Source organism: Acinetobacter sp. YH12058 (assembly GCF_013419805.1).
In the GTDB taxonomy this organism is placed as follows: domain Bacteria; phylum Pseudomonadota; class Gammaproteobacteria; order Pseudomonadales; family Moraxellaceae; genus Acinetobacter; species Acinetobacter towneri.
The window spans coordinates 208133-228861 of sequence record NZ_VOZL01000003.1 but is presented as its reverse complement, the minus strand read 5'-3'; the positions used below and the strand labels follow the sequence as shown (position 1 = coordinate 228861).

General features: G+C 41.3%; 15 protein-coding genes and 1 pseudogene. 9 read left to right on the top strand and 7 right to left on the bottom strand.

Going from position 1 to position 20729, the window contains the following annotated elements; translation table 11 throughout:
• The 6 genes and pseudogenes from FTU09_RS03770 to FTU09_RS03745 all read right to left on the bottom strand — a co-directional run bounded on the left by FTU09_RS03770 (position 1) and on the right by FTU09_RS03745 (position 8613).
• Complete coding sequence (locus tag FTU09_RS03770) at positions 1-1017, bottom strand: RsiV family protein (RefSeq protein ID WP_096901396.1); 1017 nt, start codon at positions 1015-1017, stop codon at positions 1-3.
• A 49-nt stretch (positions 1018-1066) separates the two neighbouring features.
• Positions 1067-1882, bottom strand: coding sequence for a hypothetical protein (locus FTU09_RS03765; RefSeq protein WP_004974888.1), 816 nt, complete (start codon positions 1880-1882; stop codon positions 1067-1069).
• Between the two features lie 167 nt (positions 1883-2049).
• Entirely contained in the window at positions 2050-3642 is a 1593-nt protein-coding gene (locus FTU09_RS03760) for a peptide chain release factor 3 (RefSeq protein WP_004974887.1), read from the bottom strand.
• 136 nt (positions 3643-3778) lie between these two features.
• Positions 3779-4015, bottom strand: a pseudogene (locus tag FTU09_RS03755) (Fic family protein); the annotation flags it as partial.
• Positions 4016-4018: 3 nt separating this feature from the next.
• Complete coding sequence (locus tag FTU09_RS03750; RefSeq protein WP_180079569.1) at positions 4019-6085, bottom strand: bifunctional diguanylate cyclase/phosphodiesterase; 2067 nt, start codon at positions 6083-6085, stop codon at positions 4019-4021.
• A gap of 323 nt (positions 6086-6408) precedes the next feature.
• Positions 6409-8613: a carboxy terminal-processing peptidase gene (locus FTU09_RS03745; protein WP_096901393.1), complete on the bottom strand. Its 2205-nt coding sequence runs from the start codon at positions 8611-8613 to the stop codon at positions 6409-6411.
• 194 nt (positions 8614-8807) lie between these two features.
• On the opposite strand from FTU09_RS03745, the gene nagZ reads away from it, so the two are divergent.
• A complete protein-coding gene (gene nagZ, locus FTU09_RS03740; protein ID WP_180079567.1) occupies positions 8808-9911 on the top strand; it encodes a beta-N-acetylhexosaminidase in 1104 nt (367 codons plus the stop codon).
• A gap of 543 nt (positions 9912-10454) precedes the next feature.
• Positions 10455-11345 carry a class I SAM-dependent methyltransferase gene (locus FTU09_RS03735; protein WP_004974878.1) on the top strand — a complete coding sequence of 297 codons (891 nt, stop codon included), beginning with the start codon at positions 10455-10457 and terminating at the stop codon, positions 11343-11345.
• 59 nt (positions 11346-11404) lie between these two features.
• Here FTU09_RS03735 and FTU09_RS03730 read toward each other — a convergent pair whose 3' ends face one another.
• Positions 11405-12739: an alpha/beta fold hydrolase gene (locus FTU09_RS03730; protein WP_004974874.1), complete on the bottom strand. Its 1335-nt coding sequence runs from the start codon at positions 12737-12739 to the stop codon at positions 11405-11407.
• A 341-nt stretch (positions 12740-13080) separates the two neighbouring features.
• Here FTU09_RS03730 and FTU09_RS03725 point away from each other — a divergent pair, with 341 nt between their 5' ends.
• The 7 genes from FTU09_RS03725 to FTU09_RS03695 all read left to right on the top strand — a co-directional run bounded on the left by FTU09_RS03725 (position 13081) and on the right by FTU09_RS03695 (position 20629).
• Positions 13081-14346: a glutamate-5-semialdehyde dehydrogenase gene (locus FTU09_RS03725; RefSeq protein ID WP_096901406.1), complete on the top strand. Its 1266-nt coding sequence runs from the start codon at positions 13081-13083 to the stop codon at positions 14344-14346.
• 186 nt (positions 14347-14532) lie between these two features.
• Positions 14533-14943 carry a hypothetical protein gene (locus tag FTU09_RS03720; RefSeq protein ID WP_026438428.1) on the top strand — a complete coding sequence of 137 codons (411 nt, stop codon included), beginning with the start codon at positions 14533-14535 and terminating at the stop codon, positions 14941-14943.
• A 340-nt stretch (positions 14944-15283) separates the two neighbouring features.
• Positions 15284-16501, top strand: a complete 1218-nt coding sequence (locus FTU09_RS03715) for an acetate/propionate family kinase (RefSeq protein WP_096901391.1) — start codon at positions 15284-15286, stop codon at positions 16499-16501.
• 55 nt (positions 16502-16556) lie between these two features.
• Positions 16557-18695 carry a phosphate acetyltransferase gene (pta, locus tag FTU09_RS03710; protein ID WP_180079565.1) on the top strand — a complete coding sequence of 713 codons (2139 nt, stop codon included), beginning with the start codon at positions 16557-16559 and terminating at the stop codon, positions 18693-18695.
• Between the two features lie 197 nt (positions 18696-18892).
• Entirely contained in the window at positions 18893-19366 is a 474-nt protein-coding gene (locus FTU09_RS03705; RefSeq protein WP_067763644.1) for a hypothetical protein, read from the top strand.
• Between the two features lie 5 nt (positions 19367-19371).
• Positions 19372-20238, top strand: coding sequence for a hypothetical protein (locus FTU09_RS03700; RefSeq protein WP_067763647.1), 867 nt, complete (start codon positions 19372-19374; stop codon positions 20236-20238).
• Positions 20239-20251: 13 nt separating this feature from the next.
• On the top strand, positions 20252-20629 hold the full coding sequence (locus tag FTU09_RS03695) for a surface-adhesin E family protein (RefSeq protein ID WP_067763650.1): 378 nt from the start codon (positions 20252-20254) through the stop codon (positions 20627-20629).
• Positions 20630-20729: the final 100 nt, after the last annotated feature.

Sequence of the window (20729 nt, the reverse complement as noted above, 5' to 3'; positions counted from 1 at the left end):
TTAAGATTTCGCTTTGGTTGTGTTTACTGCACTGGCTTCGGCAGATTTTGCGGTTGCTTCAGAGGCTGCTTCTGTTACAGGCAAATACGCAGCTTTTAAAATCCCCTGCAGTTCTGCATACGGAATGGTTAAACGCGGTAAACCAACGACATAAGGGCCTATTTCATATTCTGCGTATTGCAGAATTAAACCCTGTTGACCTAAATAGTAATTTTCCGACAGCTTAAATTTCCACGCTTGTTCATATTCTTGCACATTGGTGGAAAGTTCAGATGCGATGACCCATTGTTTAAACGCTTCGTAGGCTTTGCGCTCCAATTGTGGACGCTGCTTCTCTAACAGAATGTCATTTAACAATACTAATTTTTTCTGTTCTAAATCAAAATTATAGTATTGCTGTGCCGATGCACCATGCGCTCCTCCCAAATAACTACTGCTATTCAGTACCACGGTTGCCAAAGGCTGATCTGCATTCAAAATTTTAGGCTTAATCATCAAACTGATTTTATGATTTGAGCTTAAAGCTTTCAGTTCCTGATCAAGTACCAAAAAGCTTTGCACATAAGGCACAGTTTGTTTTTCTAATTTTTGCGCCAAAGTTTCCACTTGTGCAATGGCTGCTGCAGTGGGGTTGCTGGCAGGTGCATCTGCAGCACTGGCTGCTGTATTTTCACTGGCTGCATTCTCAACTGCTATAGCCTCAGAAGCCGCCTGCTGTGGTGCAATTTCTAAAATTTGTGCCAATTCTTGAATAATTTTCTGATCAATAAAATGGTCGATAAAGGCCTGATTACTATTCAAACGCTCAATTGAAATTTCAGGGCAGTTATTCCCTTCACATTTAGGCAACGACAAATTCAGTTTTTCAGTATCCCCGACCAGTTTTAAGCTTTGTTGTTCCGCCTGCGTCTGCTCTGGCTCGACTGTTTCTGGTTCGGTTTTCTTTGGCTGACATGCAGTAATCCCTAGCGTTGTAATTAAAATACTGATCGCCAAAATACTTTTATTTTTCAACATGGATCCAACCTTGATTTCATCTATTTTTGCTTGTCACCGTACTCACCTACTAAAACATAGATGGATAGATGTCTGCTTTTAAAACTTGTTGTGTTTGTGCTTTGCTTAGGTAAATATCTAACTGCGTGCCATCTTTGACAATTTCATGGGTGCGATAATGCAATCCTAAGCCCTGATCATCAAAAAACCAATCTGCCTGCCCCCAGTATAATTTGGCAGGTGCTGCTTTTTGCACGTCACTGCTTTGTGTTTTGAGCCAATCCTGATAGGCCTGCTGTACAAAAGTATTCATACGGGTTTGTTGTTTGGCATCAATCACATCTAAAACAGACAAGGCTTTTTGCTGCTTCCGATCTGCCACAAAGAAATAATAGCGTTCTTTGACCTGCGTGCCTTCCTGTTTGCTATCTACCCCGACTTGCAACAAAACATATTGATTGCGTTGATATGCCATACGGGTGTACATCGCCAATTCATAAGCTTTATTTTGATCTAATTGTGCCTGCCAAGCATCGGATTTTTTCACATAGGCATCTACGGCTTGCTGCAAATTCATGTTTTGTTTTAAGCCAATTTGGTCTTGAATCACCATGGCCTGATTTTTTGCAATCCAACTGTTGAGCCATGTATCTTGGGTATTTAAAGTTTGTACTTCTAATTCAATGCAGTTTTTATTTTCACAAAATGGCAAGGCAATTTCTGCCGCCTGTTGCTTGATATTCAAATACGGTAAAACATCCGCTTGATCTTTCTGAAAAATAGACGTTTGCTCATCTGAGTTTTGATCTTGTTTAGATGAGTCACAGGCGCTAAGCAAAACCATCCCGCTCAAAATTGCACCCAGATAAACCGATTTTTGCTGCATGATTTCCCCAATTCATTTATCAAAAATAATCTTTAATCTTTTACCGCCCCCATAATAAAACAGCTTCCTAAAGAAGCTGTTTTAATTTTGAAACTTTTAGGCATGCCGAACATTCATCTGCGCTACGCTGATTGCATCTGCCAGATTAAGCATCATCAACCTGAGGCTTAGTGCTCGCGTGTATTTCTAAACTCAATGTCAGGGTAACGCTCTTGCATTAACTGTAAATTCACACGGCTTGGCGCGAGATAAGTTAAGTGACCACCACCATCGACAGACAACTGATCGTGGGCTTTTTTCTTAAATTCGTTAAACTTTTTCTCATCGGCACAAGACACCCAGCGTACCGTGTTGATGCTGACAGGCTCGTAAATACAATCGACTTTGTATTCTTCTTTCAGGCGATAGGCGACGACTTCAAACTGTAGCACACCAACAGCACCTACGATTAAATCATTGCTGTTTTGTGGCATAAAGACTTGCGTTGCACCTTCTTCTGAAAGCTCTTTAAGGCCTTTTTGCAGCTGTTTGGACTTCAATGGGTCTTTCAAGCGTACACGACGGAACATTTCAGGTGCGAAGTGCGGAATCCCTGTAAATTGCAACTTTTCACCCGAAGTGAAGGTATCGCCAATTTGAATCGTCCCGTGGTTATGTAGACCAATAATGTCGCCCGGCCACGCTTCTTCGAGGTGCTGACGATCACCTGCCAAGAAGGTTAAGGCATCGCTGATACGTACATCTTTATCAATACGCACATGCTTCATTTTCAAGCCTTTCTCATACTTGCCTGAACAGATTCGCATGAAAGCAATACGGTCACGGTGCTTCGGATCCATATTGGCCTGAATTTTAAAAACAAAACCACTAAAGCCTTCTTCATTGGCTTCTACAATACGGTCTTGCGTTGGATGTGCTTTTGGCGGCGGCGCATATTCACTGAATGCATTCAATACATGATCTACACCGAAGTTACCCAAAGCAGTACCAAATAGCACTGGTGTTTGACGACCCGCTAAAAACTCTTCACGGTCTAAAGGCTCATTCGCCATTTGTACCAACTCAAGTGATTCTTCAAATGCCGCCCATGCCAATTCACCTACTTTTTCACGTAGGTCTGCATGGTTATAGCCATCACGTACTTCAATTTCAGGAATGGTTGAACCAAAACCTGATTTGTACACATAAAACTTTTCTTCGATGAGGTTAAACACCCCTGCGAAATCACGCCCTGTACCCATTGGCCAAGTGATTGGCACACACTTAATTTTGAGGACATTTTCAATTTCATCCAACAACTCTAATGGTTCACGAATTTCGCGGTCCATTTTGTTGACGAATGAAATGATGGGTGTGTCACGCATACGACACACATCCATTAATTTAATGGTACGGTCTTCGACACCTTTCGCACCATCAATCACCATCAGTGCAGAGTCCACCGCAGTTAGAGTGCGGTAAGTATCTTCAGAGAAATCTTCGTGCCCTGGGGTATCGAGCAGGTTAATCATTTTGTCTTTATACGGGAATTGCATCACCGAAGTTGTAATGGAAATACCACGTTCTTTTTCCATTTCCATCCAGTCAGATGTTGCGCCACGATCTGACTTACGGCTTTTTACCATCCCTGCAACTTGAATGGCTTGTCCCCATAACAGCAGTTTTTCTGTCATGGTGGTTTTACCAGCATCGGGGTGGGAAATAATCGCGAAAGTACGTCGCTGTGCGACCTGCGCCGCTAACTCATCTTTAAAACTCATGCAAGACACCTACTGCAGAACCGCAGTGTATAAGATCAAAATGATCAATATGAAAAATTGGCGTAATTGTAGCAGATTTGAATCAAATTTTATTGATTGTTGATATGTTCTAATTTATCCACAACTGAGAATATAGTTATTTTTTCAATCTATACTTTTGCTTTTGGCTTTTCGGTTTTTCTGGAATCGTACGTTCAATCAAACCTACTTCTATGGCAGGATTCATATCGTTCTTTTGGAATGTTGCGCTATGAGTTAAACCTAACAACTGCATCAACTCAGCCAAACTATATTCATCTTGTTTCATCACTGAAATTAAACGCTGGACTTGGTCGCTCACTTGTACGCTATCTTGAGCGGTAGCATGATCGCTAGCTTAAGCCGAATGTTTAAACAGCTCTTCTAAACGCTCAACATCCATTGGTAAGCCTAATAAGTAGCCCTGTAATTGCTGACAGCCTAAACGGGTTAAAATCTCAGCTTGCAATGGCGTTTCCACCCCTTCAGCGGTCACAGTTAAACCCAGTTTAATGGCTAACTGAATAATACTTTCTAAAATTAATTCTTCTTTGCTGTCCAAACACAAATCTAAAATAAAAGCACGGTCAATTTTCAACTCATCGACTGGCAATTTTTTCAAATACAAGAAACTCGAATGTCCTGTACCAAAATCATCAATCGCCAATTGAATCCCCATTTGACGCAAACGCTCAAAACTACGAATACTCGATTCAATATGATGCATTGCTGTACTTTCAGTCACTTCAATCATCAGGTGATGGGGTTGAATCTCATAGCGTTTAAACAAGTTTTCTAACGTCGAAAATAAGTGTTTATGTTCAAACTGCACTGCCGATAAATTCACAGCCACAGGAAATAACGGTGCACCCGATCTTTCCCAAATTTGAATTTGTTTAAAGGCTTCTTCTAGCGTCCAATAGCCAATTTGAATAATCAACCCCGTCTTTTCAGCCCCTTTAATAAACATATTTGGGGTAAGTAAACCATGTACGGGGTGATACCAACGAATTAAAGCTTCTACGCCACAAATTTTATGGTCAGCGGCTTTAAACTTTGGCTGATAGAACAACGCAAATTGTTGTTGTTCAACCGCTTTATATAAATCATTAATCAACTTACTTTGGCTTTTGGCCTCAAGTAACTCCAGATCATAATTAAATACCGAACTGGTGTTACGCCCCTGATATTTAGAGGTCAGCATCGCCGCATCAGCATTCATTAAAATATCTTGCAAATTGGTGCCATGCTCTGGATACATCGCAATGCCAATACTGCCTGAAATATTAATGACCTTGCCTGCAATTAAGAAACTTTGCTGAATCAGTTCTAATATTTTTTCAGAAATGAGCGTGGCTTCTGCGATATTGGTATGTTCAATCACCAAAAGAAATTCATCGCCACCAATTCTTAATAACTGGGTATTTTCGCCCAAGTGGGATTGCACACGTTTAGACAACTGAATCAGCAATTGATCGCCAACATGATGCCCAAATACGTCATTCACCGCTTTAAAGCGGTCTAAGTCGATATACAAAAATGCAATTTTAGTGTTTTTTTGCCGATGCTCAGAAAAAAGCAATTGTGCATATTCAGCTAAATATAAACGGTTGGGCAATTTGGTCAGGTTATCTTTGACTGCCTGATTGGCCAATTCACGGTTGGCTAAAGACAATTGTCTGCTTTTTTCTTCTAAGCGCAGCTCCAGCAGAGATACGCCCACCGCAGCAGCAAAAATCAGACTGGTCACTAAAATAACCACCAACAGAGCTGGCCCTTGCCCGATCTGGAAGTGCCCTGATTGAGGCAAATCTGCTGTAGAGTAAAAATGCAGTGCTTCCATGCCTATATAGTGCATGGCAACAATGCTCAGACTCATGAGCACCGCAATGAAAATTTTATATTGTGCCTGACGCCCCATTCTGCACTTGGAATGAAACATAAACCAAAAGGTAAGTATTGCTCCGCCAATGGCCACTAATACAGACAGCAAAACAATGGTAGGATCATAATAACTACGGTAGCCTTCTACCTGAATTCCCATCATGCCCGTATAGTGCATGCCTGAAATACCCAACCCCATTAAAATGCCGCTCAGGATCAAACGCGCCACAGGCAAGGTCGATTGCGTGGTCAGCCAAACCGCAAACGTAGAGGCGATAAATGCAATAACAAAAGATAGGGTCGTAAAGCTAAGATCAAATTGATACGGTGCAGGTAACTGGCAGGCCAACATGCCCACAAAATGCATACTCCACACTGCCGCACCCAGCAGCAAACCACTCATGATTAATGCAATTTTTTTTAGTTGTTGTTGTACATTTTGAAAAAGCATTTGCCCAACAGACACTGCAAAATAGCAGGCCAATACTGAGATTGCTACCGAGCCAATTACCAAGCTCAGATCATAATGTACATGCATCATTAGATGTATCCATCTCTGTCATATTTTATTGTTTTTCGGCTACTCAATCTCACACTCTCTTATAAATAATAACTAAAAAGCAACCTGAACGACGGATTGATCTAGCAAAGACTGCATTGACTTAAGAGTCTAATACTATTCCGCTTTGGTCAATAGTCAAATATATAATATGTCATCATGAAATAATGGCAATTCAAAACTGCTAAAAATAGCTGTCTGACTCAAAGCTATATGCATCTTGTCACTTTACTTTTCGCTTTAGGATGAAAAAAACCAGCAACTTTTCGCTGCTGGTTCTATTTGATTAAGATTCTAACATTGTTTTAAGGTTGATTCGGCTCAGAAACACCTTTTTGTAACATGGCATAGTCTTGCAACACCTGCGCTGCTTCAATCACAAAAGCTTCTTCCTCAGGTAAAGCAGGGCGTTGTGCCGCTTTCATTTTGGCACGCGCTTCTGCCAAAGCATCAATAGATGCCTGATAGCTTTCCCAATTAGCAAATGGTTTCAAACCTGTTTCCTGACGGCGTTTGTTTTCCGCAGTCAGCGTTTGTTGCTCCAAAGCTAACAACTCTGCTCTGCGTTGTTCAATATCTAACACAATGCTTTTGCGATCTTCAGTTTGTTTGGCAATTTGCTTACGTTGTTCCAAATATTGAAATTGTGGATCAAGCGTGACACGTTGCTGTGACAATTGACCCAACTTGGTGATGTACGGCTGTACTGAACCTTCACGCTTAAATGGCGCAGTTGGAATGGTATCCCACTTCAAGGCATTTTTAGCTTTACGCTCACCAAACTCCTCATTGTAAATATCCACCAGTTTAATATCTGGAATCACACCTTTGTTTTGGGTACTTCCACCTGTAATACGGTAGAACTTACGTTGAGTTAAGGTCGCCTGCCCATAAGCTAAGGTGTCGAGTTGTACCTGCGCTGTACCTTTACCTGTGGTGGTGCTACCAATCACAATCCCGCGCTGATAGTCCTGAATTGCAGCAGAGTAAATTTCACTGGCCGAAGCAGAAGCAAGGTTAATCATCACTGCCAATGGGCCTGCATAAGTCTGTGCACCACCATCGTCATCTTCAAATACGCTCACGTTGCCATTGCCATCACGAATTTGCACCACAGGGCCTGATTTGATTACTTGCCCAAGCATACGTGCCACTTCTTCCAATGAACCGCCAGGGTTGTTACGCAAATCGACAATAATCCCTGCGACATTTTTGGCCGCCAAACTTTTCAGGGCATTGTTGGTATCTTCCGACACCGAGCGATATTCATTACCTGCACGACGCGCACGGTAATTCAAATAAAACGATGGAATTTCAATCACACCATAGGTATAAGTTTGACCATCACGTTTGATGTCAATCGTTCGTGAGCGAACTCCCGCATCTTCTTCCTGAATCACATCACGCACAATGGTCACATTACGCGCCTGATTCATCGCCGCACCCGCACCCAACAAACGCACAGTGACTTTGGTGCCACGTTTACCGCGAATCAGCCCCACAATTTCATTGCTCGGCCAACCCACAACATCCACCATTTTTTCGCCATCTTGCGCCACACCAATAATGCGGTCACCCGATTTCACCTGCCCTGTTTTACTGGCAGGGCCACCTTCAACAATGGTTTCAATTTTAGTGTAGTCTTCATTGCCTCGTTCAGGACGAATCGACACCCCAATCCCTTCAAGCTGCAAAGTCGTTTGACGATTCAGCTCCATCGCATCAACAGGTGGGAAATAATTGCTGTGCGGATCATAAGTCAGCATCATCGCATTCAAAGTTTTATCCAGCACATCATCGCTCTTTAAACGATCCATGCGCTCTAACTGACGAGTATAACGCTTAGTTAAAGTCTGCACTGGAGTCAAATCTTCTGGACTTGCCAAATCCTGACCATTGGTCAATTCAGGGTTATCTTTAATGGCTTTTTGTTTTGCCAATTCTTCTTCTTTGCTAATGGTCAGGTTAATGAGCTGCGACACCAGCATTTTTTGCCAATGCTTACGCATTTCTGCTTCAGTATTAAAGAACGGTGCTTTTTCCCGATCTGTTTCAATCGTGACATTTGGCTGTTTTAAATTTTGTGGTTTTTTCAGCTCTGCCAACATGAAATGATAAAACTGTTTTAAGCGTTCACGATACTGTGCATGAATTTGATACGGTCCAGCCAAATTGCCTGCTTTTAATGAAGCGCCAAATGTTGCTGCATATTGTTTGCGGTATTGCTCAACTTCTTTAGCCAAAAACAAAGTGTGGTCAGGGTCTAAACTGTCGATATAAAAATCAAAAATGCGCTGCGACGTCGCAGCATCTAAACGCTGATTTAAATAATGCTGACGATCGACCAAGGTCGCCAATTGACGCGAAACCAAAGCTTGTTCCTGCGTCGGCACAATACTGTTAGCAACGACAGCGGTATTATTGGCTGCAATTGCCTCGTTAATGGCGTGAGAAAAGAAAAAACCGCCAGTTGCTATTGCAACCGCACAAGCGATGGTTTGAAGTTTCATAAAAATATTTACGTCCTTGGTTTTTGACCAATCTCTGCTTTTCACAATGAATTGAGCAGATTCAAAATCTTATACAACTTAATTTGGGTCTATCGTGTAGTTTTATCATAATCTGTGCTATCAAAATGTAGCAAATCATTGCAGAATTCAGGTATTGTTTTTTTATTGATAAAAATCGAATACGGACACCCAATATGATTGGCGCATTGATGCTCGACATCGTTGGCACAGAACTTACTCAAGAAGATATTGAACTATTAAGCGCTCCGCAAGTCGGTGGAGTCATTTTATTTGCCCGAAATATCCAATCTCCTGCGCAAGTACGCGCCTTGACCGACCACATGCGTCAGGTACGCCCTGATATTTTAATTGCAGTCGATCAGGAAGGCGGACGCGTACAACGCTTAAAACAAGGTTTTACCCTATTGCCTGCTATGGGTAGATTTGGCGAGTTATACCAAAACGAACCTGAACGTGCCTTAGATTTAGCCGAAGAATGTGGCTGGTTGATGGCCACCGAAGTATTAGCCGTAGGCATTGATTTTAGTTTTGCACCCGTTTTAGATTTAAATGACATCAGTGATGTCATTGGAGATCGTGCTTTTGCTGCGCGTCCTGTCGATATTATTGCTTTGGCAGATGCTTTTTTACGTGGAATGCATCGTGCAGGAATGGCAACCACAGGCAAACACTTTCCTGGACATGGATCGGTTAAAGCAGACTCTCACGTTGCTGCCGCGATAGATTCACGTTCTTTTGCCGAAATTCAACAACAGGATATGCAAACCTTTATCCAACTGCAAAATCAACTGGATGCGCTCATGCCTGCGCATGTCATTTATGATCAGGTCGATCCGAACCCTGCAGGTTTTTCTGAGTTTTGGTTACAGCAAGTGCTTCGCAAAGACTTGGGCTATGATGGTGTACTCTTTTCGGATGATTTAAGCATGCAGGCGGCTTGTGTAGCAGGCGATGCCGATGCACGTATTCATGCCGCTTTGCTTGCAGGCTGTGACATGGGATTGGTCTGCAACAACCGTGCTGCACAACGATTGGCTTTAAATGCGATTGCCGATTTACCCTTGCCGAATCAGGCACGTTTAGAACGCATGCGCGGTAAAATCCCTGAGCTTAGTGCAGAGTTTAGCATTGCTGAAGTTTTAGACTTGGGTGATGAATGGCGAAGCGTCCGTGATCGTATCTTGGTATTTAAAGAACAAAGTGCCACGCTACTGGCAGCACAAACTAGTCACGACCCGACCAATTATTCAAGTACCACTAAAAACGCTGCGACTTGAGATCACCACAAACTAACTAGGGTCTGTTGACAATTCGTCTATGTTTGCGACGACACATATTTTTTAGCTGATATAAGGCATGGGACAGGAAATTTAGTCATTCTAAATGACTGGCACATAACGCAATAGCAGCAAAAAATATGCTCGCCCCCTTGCGCAGCAAACAAAGCAACGCTTTGTTCTTGCTCATGTGGCTAAAACTTTCTCAGATTGCGTTATGGAACTTGAAAATAGGTCCACTATTCCCTGCGTTTTATGCCTGATCTGCTCAGTTTTAGCCTACAGCGCAAGCCATTTATGAAATGTCAACAGACCCTATACGCCTTCACTTTTTCACAGCATTTATACGACAAAGGAACACGACAGCTTATTCCTTTTTGATTATGATAAACTTATTCTATTTTGAGTATATGCCTGACACCGCAGCTTGAGTGTCAAAGCATGCCTAAAAAGACAACGACCACCATACAAACAATTAAGGTCTATACGAAAATGACAAAAACATTGCTGAACAGCAAAATCACGACAGAAAAAAGGACTGAAATGCACAACTCGGATGCCAAGCCAACTCGCTCAGACACGACTGCATTGTCCAAACATCGGCATATTTCTTTTACCGCACATTATACGGGATATATCTGGTATCAAAGGGGGATTTCACATCCTGTATTTGCGACCCGAAAAGGCAAGTTTTTAGCCAAATTGGTACATCCTTTAGAAAACTGGGCAGAACGTCATGTGGGCGGCAGTATGCGCAGCACCCTCAAACAACGTCACCAAATGATTGATGCACACTTAACCGCACTGATTCAGCAACATCCGCAATTACAAGTGCTCGAAATTGCATCTGGGCTGTCACCACGCAGCTGGAACTTTCGACAAAAATATCCTGAACTGAATTACCGTGAACTGGATTTGCCTGATATGGCGCAAATTAAAACTCAAGCGTTACGACAAATTGACCACGACGCACCTGAAGTTCTCACCGCCGATATTTTTAGTGAATCCTTTCAACAGGCCTTTGAATATTTTGATCACTCGCAGCCCTTAGTAATTATTAGTGAAGGTTTAATTAACTACTTCAGCAAAGACATGCTACAACAGCTGTTAAATGGCATGTGTAACTACACCCAAGACTTTCCAGAACTGCATTATTTAACCGATATTTACCCTGAACCCGTCAAAAACAAGCTCGCCAATTTTATTTGGAACTGCAGCCGATTATTGAAATTTATGTCACGCAGTGCTTTCACCTTTCACTTTCAATCTCCGCAGGAATTAACTCAGTTTTTTCAAAATGCAGGTTTTGAGCAAGTGCAGCTACAACAACCACAACTGTATTTTTCCAACAGCTCTTTAGAAAAAACAACCGCAGAACATTTAGGCGATTTAGTCTGGATGGTTCATGCCTACAAAAAAAATAGCGTGGTTTAACACGCTATTTTGATTCTATTTTCTTTGGATAATTTTAAACCAAGCACTGATTTTATCTACTAACGGGCATATTCCAAATTTTGTGCAGCCGCTTTTTGACGTTCCACATAACGCAACAAACGCTCTGCCACCTCAAAACTACCATGCTTAAATAATGCGCGTAGTTGCTGCCCTTGGCTTTCAAAAATTAAACATTCAATGCTAAAACTGCCTTCCTCATCCTGTAATTCTAAGGCCATATCTCGTTCAAACTGTGCTGCTTGTGCCGCCAACGCAGCATTTTCAAAATCAAGCAATACACCAAAGAAGTTTAAATCGACAATGTGCGTAGCAATTTTCAAATCAGAATGACGATACTGCAAATGACTTTGCGGATTTTGCACCCGAATACGCGCTTCTCCACGGCGTTCCATCGTCAATAGTTGCGCACGTGTCATTGGAATAATGCCATCTAAGTCCTGAATAGATTCATCGCTTAAAAAGGTCGCAAATAAATTCATGGTTTCTTTACGGCGCTGTAATTGCGGCACATGATCTGCATTGGCAATCATGGCAAATTCCATGTTCGGGCACTGTAAGGCAAAATTGGCATTTTCATGCGGCAAGGTAAAACTGTCATATTGCCCACACGCCACCAAAACCTTACATTGCGGAATAGGCACATTGGTTAACCGCAATAAACGGTTGCAGTTCACATCGTAGCGATCTTGCTCTGTAGCGGTAAAGTCGGCCATTTGTCGGTAAAACAAACGCTTTGCAGTCGGTGACATGCGAGTTTGTTCCATTTTGGCATGATTGACCAAGTATAAAATCACCGCCTGACCAAATTCATCCATGCGCTGCTCTTTCATTAAATGCAGTGATTCTTCAAGCAACATGCGCCAACTTTTACGGGTCTTTTGCATAACCCCCATTAAAATCATGCGATCAATCAATTCAGGACGCTGATCTGCTAGACACGATGCCACCACCGAACCCAATGACATGCCCATGACGGATACTTTATCTAAGCCGACAATATCCAGCCAATCACCCAACATCTGACCTAAATCATGCAGTTCTAGCGTTCCTGCCGACTCACCTGTTTCCACATTGGTCATTTGCTGATTGGCGCCCATAGATGGCATATCAATTAAAATGATTGGCCCTGCACGAAAAAGCTGCTCGACACAATATTTATATGAATTAAAGTTTTGGAATGCACCACCAATAATCACAATTGGAGTTAAATGTGCGGTTTCTGGCTGAGCAATTGCCATGTATTCCACTTTCCAGCCGTTGATCCAAGTGGTACGAGCGGGTTGTTTAAAGCTGTGTTTATCGTAAATATCAAAAAAACAGACATGCGAACTTGCGTCCTGTACATCCGTGTCCATCTGGATCATGGAATTCATATTCCTTACCTCCATGCGCATTTTATTTTTATTGTGCAAGTGTTCGTCATTGAACGATTACCCACTTATCTGAATTAAAGTGGCATCCTGCTTATTGTTGTGAATGACATCAATGTCGTTATCGCATCATTCTATACAGGTGCTGATTTTATACGCAACATTTTCTATGACCGCTCATCTACTTTTAAATCATAAAGCATTTCAAAATATTAATTTTTGTGATGAAAGCATTGAAAAATATGAAAAGATTGAACAATTTAGTCGATTTTCCGCTGAGACGCTTCATTGTGCAGGCACAGACTGTTAATATCGAGTTGAAATTTCTAAGTGATCAAACCGCTATGCAAGAGTCTATTGAACAATATATGCAAACGGTAGGACAACAAGCACGCCAAGCCTCTCGTGTCTTAGCAAGCGCTTCTACCCAATCTAAAAACAATGCGTTATCGGCTATTTATACGGCATTGGAAAATAGCGAGTCCGCTATTTTAGCTGCCAACCAAATTGATATGACCAAAGGTCGTAACAACAACTTGGATAGCGCACTGCTTGATCGCTTAGAACTTAACCCCGCACGCTTTAAAGGCATGTTACAAGGTCTGAAAGATGTGATTGGTCTCATGGATCCAATTGGTGAAATTACCGATATGGCTTACCGTCCATCTGGTATTCAATTGGGCAAAATGCGTGTACCGCTAGGTGTGGTGGGCATGATTTACGAATCACGTCCAAACGTAACCCTTGAAGCTGCGTCTTTGGCATTAAAATCAGGCAATGCGATTATTTTACGTGGTGGTTCTGAAGCACTGGAATCTAACCAAGCGATTGCTGCCGCGATTCAACACGGCTTAAAAGCATCAGGCTTGCCAGAAACATCGGTGCAAGTGATTAACACCTCAGACCGTGCTGCCGTTGGGCAATTAATTACCATGTCTGAATATGTAGATGTAATTGTGCCACGTGGCGGTAAAAGTCTGATTGAACGCATCAGCAATGAAGCGCGTATTCCAGTGATTAAACATTTGGATGGTAACTGTCACGTATTTGTAGAAGCACAGGCCGATTTACAAAAAGCCCTGCCTATTGCCCTGAATGCAAAAACTCACCGTTATGGCGTCTGTAATGCCATGGAAACATTGTTGGTCGATGAGGCTGTTGCCGCACAATTCTTGCCACGTATTGCCGAGCTATATGCAGAAAAACAAGTCGAATTACGCGGCTGTCCTGCAACCCAAAAGATTTTGGGTACAAGTGTTAAAACAGCAACCGAAGAAGATTGGTACACCGAATATTTAGGCCCAATTTTGGCAGTTAAAGTGGTTTCAGGAATTGATGAGGCAATTGAACATATCAATAAATATGGTTCACATCATACTGATGCCATTATTACTGAAAACTTTAGTTTGGCGCGTCAATTCTTGGCTGCGGTAGATTCTAGTTCAGTCATGATTAACGCTTCTACACGCTTTGCTGATGGTTTTGAATATGGTTTAGGTGCTGAAATTGGAATCTCTACCGATAAAATTCATACCCGTGGCCCTGTCGGTTTGGAAGGTTTAACCTCACAAAAATGGATCGTGTTTGGCGATGGTCAAATCCGCCAATAAAATCCATCTGTAATTTTGCAATATCCAAATATAATGTTCAGTTTCACAGGAAGCTGAACATTATTCCCTTCTATTTTTTAGACATTGTTTTAAGACACAGTTCCACTACACATTTCTGCCTCACGCTCACTTAAAATAAAAACACCATCAAGATTAGAAAAATCATCAAAAAGAGTGGCGATGCTTATGTTTTATTATTTGATTATTAGTACCTTTGCTTTAGCACTGTTGGTGTCGTTCATTGTCATGCGTCTGTTTTCCAGCTCCATCAATGCAATTTTGGCGCGTATCATCCACGACCCAATTCATGAAGCATGGGCAAAGTACACCAAATTTGCAGGCATGGTGGTCGGCACATCTTCAGGCATTCGTATTTACGATATGGAAAAATACATTACCCCACTCACCTATGCCGAAAATGACAAAAGAATTGTGATTGAACTGACGCAAGAACGCTGGGTATTGGAAATTTACCGCACCATTATTGAAACCTTACAAGGCTTGGCGTGGATGATGTTGGTGTTTTTTATGGTGGCACTGATTGCTTATGTGATTGTCCGTTGGTCGGAAATTAAATACGCTGCCAAATCAAAATAAACCGACAAAGATTGAGGAAATAATTTAAAACAGTTTGCCACTCGCCTGCAGAATGAAGTGTGCTATGTTAAGAGAATACAACAGGAATTAAGCAGAAATTTTAGACCATCATTTCATGAAAAAATGAAAGTTTCGGGCTGATAAATTTTAATTATTTCTGATTTCATGGTCGATAATGCTTAAGTCTAATCTCCTAAAGTCTATCTAGGAGCAATAAAAAACCCATGATAAAACATACGTAATGATCAAGATTGCAACACAATAGATTGCCGTTTGCCATATCTTGCAATGCAGCTTGATTGACTAGGGATAACTTCAATTAGAATTCGGGTACATAAAAGTGACTACATCAGTATTAGTGATTAACTGCGGATCTTCTTCTATCAAATATGCGCTTGTATCTGAAAGCGTTGGAGATCGTATCTTTGGTTTGGCAGAAAATCTAGGTTCTGCTGATGCGCGCATTAAAGGCATTACCGCAGGTGGTGAGCCGCTCGAACTTTCTATTCCACATGCTGACCATGAAAAAGCATTGGAAACTATTCTTGGTCGCTTATCTCAATATAAGCCACAAGCCATTGGTCACCGCGTTGTACACGGCGGTACTTTAACCAAAGCAGAATTATTAACTGAAGAAATCGTGCAACGTATTCGTGAAGCAACTCCGCTTGCACCTTTACACAACCCTGCACACTTGGTGGGTATTGAAGCAACAATGCGTTTGTTCCCAGAACTTCCGCAAGTGGCTGTATTTGATACTGCATTCCACCAAACGATGCCTGCTCACGCTTACCGTTATGCAGTGCCTAAATTCTTATATACCGACCACAACGTACGTCGTTATGGCTTCCACGGTACAAGTCACGCATACGTTTCAGAGCGCGGTTCAGAGTTGGCTGGCAGCTTCAAACAAGGTGGCTGGTTAACTGCTCACTTGGGTAACGGTAGCTCGACTTGTGCAATCTGGAATGGTCAAAGTGTAGACACATCGATGGGCCTAACCCCACTTGAAGGTTTGGTGATGGGTACTCGTAGTGGTGATGTAGACCCAAGCTTACACAGCTTCCTTGCAAGCAACTTAGGTTGGGATATCTACAAAATTGACAAAATGCTAAACAGCCAAAGTGGTTTACTTGGTTTGTCAGGCTTATCGAACGACATGCGTACCCTGATTGAAGCATCTGAACAAGGCAACGAAGATGCAACGCTTGCAATTGAAGTATTCTGCTACCGTTTAGCTAAATCTTTAGCTGCACTTAGCTGTGGTTTACCACGCTTAGATGGCTTATTCTTCACAGGTGGTATTGGCGAAAACTCTGCGTACATCCGTGAAAAAACTGTATCTTACTTGCCACACTTTGGCTTTAACTTCAGCAAAGAACGCAATGACAGCTTAAAACGCGGTACTGAAGGTCGTATTGATGCAGGTACAGGCGGTCCACAAATTTGGGTTGTACCAACTGACGAAGAAGGCCGTATTGCGAAAGAAACTGCGCAAGTTGCAGAGGAGCTAAAGTCAGCTGCAAAAAAGTCTGAATGTGACGCTGCGATTGCTTAAGCAATCGTAGTGCTCAGCCACTTTCAATCAGTCCCTTTACGATTTAGAAAAAATTATGAAAACAATACTTTTGGTTCCTACAGAAATTGGTGTTGGTTTAACATCAGCATGTTTAGGTTTAATTTACGCTTTGGAATGCCAAGGCGTAAAAGCAGGTTTCTTAAAGCCTTTTTCACAAGAATTACAACCTGAAGCAGACCGCACAACTGCGTTGTATCGTCACCTGTTCAAGCATGAAACAGTTGAGCCGATTTCTTATACTGCGCTGACTGAGCGTTTAAAAAATGATGAAAATGACGAATTGCTTGAAGATGCAGTTCGTTTACATCGTGAAATTTCTAAACATCACGATATCATTATTGTAGAAGGCGTGTTGCCAAACGGACGTGATCCATTTGCAACTGAATTGAATGCAAATTTGGCTAAAGCACTTGATGCAAAAGTCATTATTGTCAGCAATGCCGACATCAACAATGCTGTTAAAACAGCGTCAAAAGTAGACAATCAATTACGTTTCTTTGGTGGTGCAACTTGTGAGCGTACTGCGGGCGTATTGTTTATGCGTACCAAAGGTTTACCAGAAGATTCTGCACAAATTCCTGTTACGCTTGATCCAAACTTACGTTTAATTAGCGACACCAACCAGTTTGTCAGCAAAATTCAAACTACACATCCAATGATTGGTAAAGATTGCATGCCAGTGATTGGCTTGGTGCCATTCAGCAATACTTTAAGTGTGCCACGCATGTCGGACTTGGCTGCACACATTTCTGCAGAATGGATTAACCAAGGTGAAGCAGCGCAGCGCCGTGTATTACACAGCAGCTTAATTGCATCGAATATTGAACACGAAATGCATAAATTCGTTGCAGGCGAGCTGATTATCAGTGGTTCTGACCGTGTCGATGTATTGCTTGCCAGTAGCTTAGCCAGCAGCAATGGTATTCCACTTGCAGGTTTGGTGTTAACTGAACATCAAGCACCAAGCGCACAAGCTTTAGAGTTCTGCCAAGCAGCAATGAAAAATGGCTTGCCAATTTTACATACTAAATTGAGCACCTTTGAAACTGCACATCAGTTATTAAACCTGAGCAACGAAATTCCTGTAGATGATACTGAGCGTGCAGAACAAGTTACCCGCTTTGTGGCCAGTCACATCAATGCAGAATGGTTAACCCAATTAATCAGCGATACGCATAAACCACGTTTATCGCCTTCTGCGTTCCGCCATGAATTGGTGCAAAAATCTATTGCAGCGAAAAAACGTATCGTGCTTCCAGAGGGTGATGAGCCACGTACCGTTCAAGCTGCAGCGATTTGTCAATCACGTGGTATTGCCCACTGCGTATTATTGGCAAAACCAGAAGCGGTAGTCGATGTTGCCAAAGCACGCGGTATTGAGCTTCCACACGACTTAGAAATCATTGATCCTGACTTGATTCGTGAAAACTATGTCGAAAAAATGGTTGCGATGCGTAAAGGCAAACTTACTGACGATCAAGCACGTGAACAGCTGCAAGACACTGTCGTATTAGGTACGATGATGTTAGCACTTGATCAGGTTGATGGTTTGGTGTCTGGTGCTGTGCATACTACAGCCAATACAGTTCGTCCCGCATTCCAGCTCATTAAAACTGCACCTGATTATTCATTGGTATCTTCAGTATTCTTTATGCTGTTACCAGATGAAGTATATGTGTACGGTGACTGTGCGATTAACCCAGACCCAGATGCAGAACAATTGGCTGAAATTGCGATACAGTCTGCAGACTCTGCAAAAGCATTTGGTATTGACCCACGTATTGCCATGATTTCTTACTCAACGGGTACTTCAGGTGCAGGTGCTGACGTCGAAAAAGTAGCGAAAGCGACTGAAATTGCAAAACAGCGTCGTCCTGATTTACTGATTGATGGCCCATTACAGTACGATGCAGCATCTGTTGAAAGTGTTGGTCGCTCTAAAGCACCTAACTCTGAAGTTGCAGGACGCGCCAATGTGTTTATTTTCCCTGATTTGAACACTGGTAATACGACCTATAAAGCCGTACAACGTGCAGCGAATGTCGTAAGTGTTGGTCCGATGCTGCAAGGTTTGAATAAACCTGTGAATGACTTATCTCGTGGTGCATTGGTTGATGATATTGTCTTTACTATTGCATTGACCGCAATTCAGGCAGAACAACAGTCGAGCTAATCAAATATCTGCCTGATATTCAAATCAGACCATTCAATGATGTAAAAATTGAATGGTCTATTTGTATCTGAACTATGTTTACTGTATCTTTTAGATTCGTTATTTTATGTATACGACTCATTGATATATAAAGTAATTTTTAACTAAAACTTTAAAAATAAAATAATTTCTAACTTATTTTTTAGAGGGAATAAAACATGATTCGTCAACTCATGCTACTTGGCTGTTTCACCTTGACTAGCACCTTTACTCAAGCTGGCTGGCTCACCAAAGCCATAGACAAATGGAACTCGTCAAGCGACCTAAATGAAAATATTTTCGTTCAATATCCAACAGTTCAAGAGTATTTTCACGATAAATTTAAAAGTCCACGTCAAATTGCATTGAATAATGTTTCATACAAGGCTGGTGTGGTGATGTATGAACGCGCTCAACAATATTGTGAAAAAGACTTAGGACAACTGGTTCAAATTGAACAACATCCTAAATCTTTATATCCATATCGTGGGGCAGAAATTTTAGATACACCAAACTTACAAAAATATTATGGTTTATTTGAATGTCAAAATATTGCCAACCCTTGGAAAGTCTATTTTGATCATCAAAATCAACGCATTATTCAAAGCCTAACGCCAATCTTGTCTGTCGACGTCAGTTATGTATTTGAGTAATTATCATGAATAAGAAAATTTTAATCTTCACATCAAGTCTGTTGTTACTCACAGGCTGCCAAGTGACAGGCGAACAAAATAATCTTTATCAAAAAGTTTTAAGCTATTCAGGTCAATCTACCAAAAGCGAACCCTTAAATGGCGCACAAAATCGTTTTAGTATTATTGTGCCAAAAAGTAGTGTCAATGAAACCACACGTTTTAAGGGATTGGTGTCAAACCAAAACTACTTCTCTAGTTTAGCGCGTAGTCAATATTTTGATCATATTTGGAAACGTTATTATTCAACTTTAAGATCACTCTCTGATACCACGACAAAGCTTCGTATTTGTAACAGTACTTTTGCTGAAGATCGAAGACAGCCTTCTTCTGTCTCTAACTCATGCAGTGAAGTCACTTTAAAAACCCATGTCAAAGACATTGGTTCAGCCTATCAGATTAATTTTGAGGGTATTAACGTCGACCAGCATCAGCAAAGTTTTGCACTCTCAAAAATTGAGGTTCCCAATGTCTATAGCTCCGTTGGCGTGCTAGATCAAAACCTTTTGAAATCCACCTTCGGATATTATGATCGTATTGAATTTAAGTCGAAACTCAAAACTGAACAATTAGCACAAAAACTTGGGCATCAATTTGGTTCAGTCCAAATCTATAAAGATAATGGTGAAATATATCTTCAAGTCAATTTTGACCATGAATATAGAGTCGATCAAGCTGTCTCACCGATTAACTGCAAAACCAACCCTACAAAGCCAAATGTTGCACCGATAATCAGATGTGATTATGCAATTTTTTCTGCCAAAGGGATTTCAGACTACCGTCAAAATAAAATACAAACAGAAAATTTTATCAAAAAAGTCTTTTTAAATTAGGATGAAAATAAAAATGAAAAAACTACTTCTTATACTAATGAGTATCATCGCGATCCAAAGTGTATATGCTGAAAACTTTAAAACCATGCTGAGAAATAATGGAATTACTTTCCAGATTGATTTAGATAGCATTAAGAAACAAGGGCAATATCACCATGTCGTTGTGGCGCAAAAATTTAATAACACCAAAACAGAAGGCGCTCTCAAATATAATGAATTACGCTCAGATTTCATTTTGGACTGCGCTTCAAACCGTGAATACATTTCACGCTTAAGCCGTTACCAAAATGGCACCATGGTCTGGGAAATGGCCAATCCAGAAAGCTTTAAATTGGAGAAAAATGACTCAGGAATGATTGAATATATTTGTGAAAATGAAATTAAATCTTAAAAATTAATTTTTTGTGATTTTAAATATTCGATTATTTTTATGATCAATACTAAAGACATAAAAAAGAAGATGAAGCTTAGGCTTGATCTTCTTGTTGACC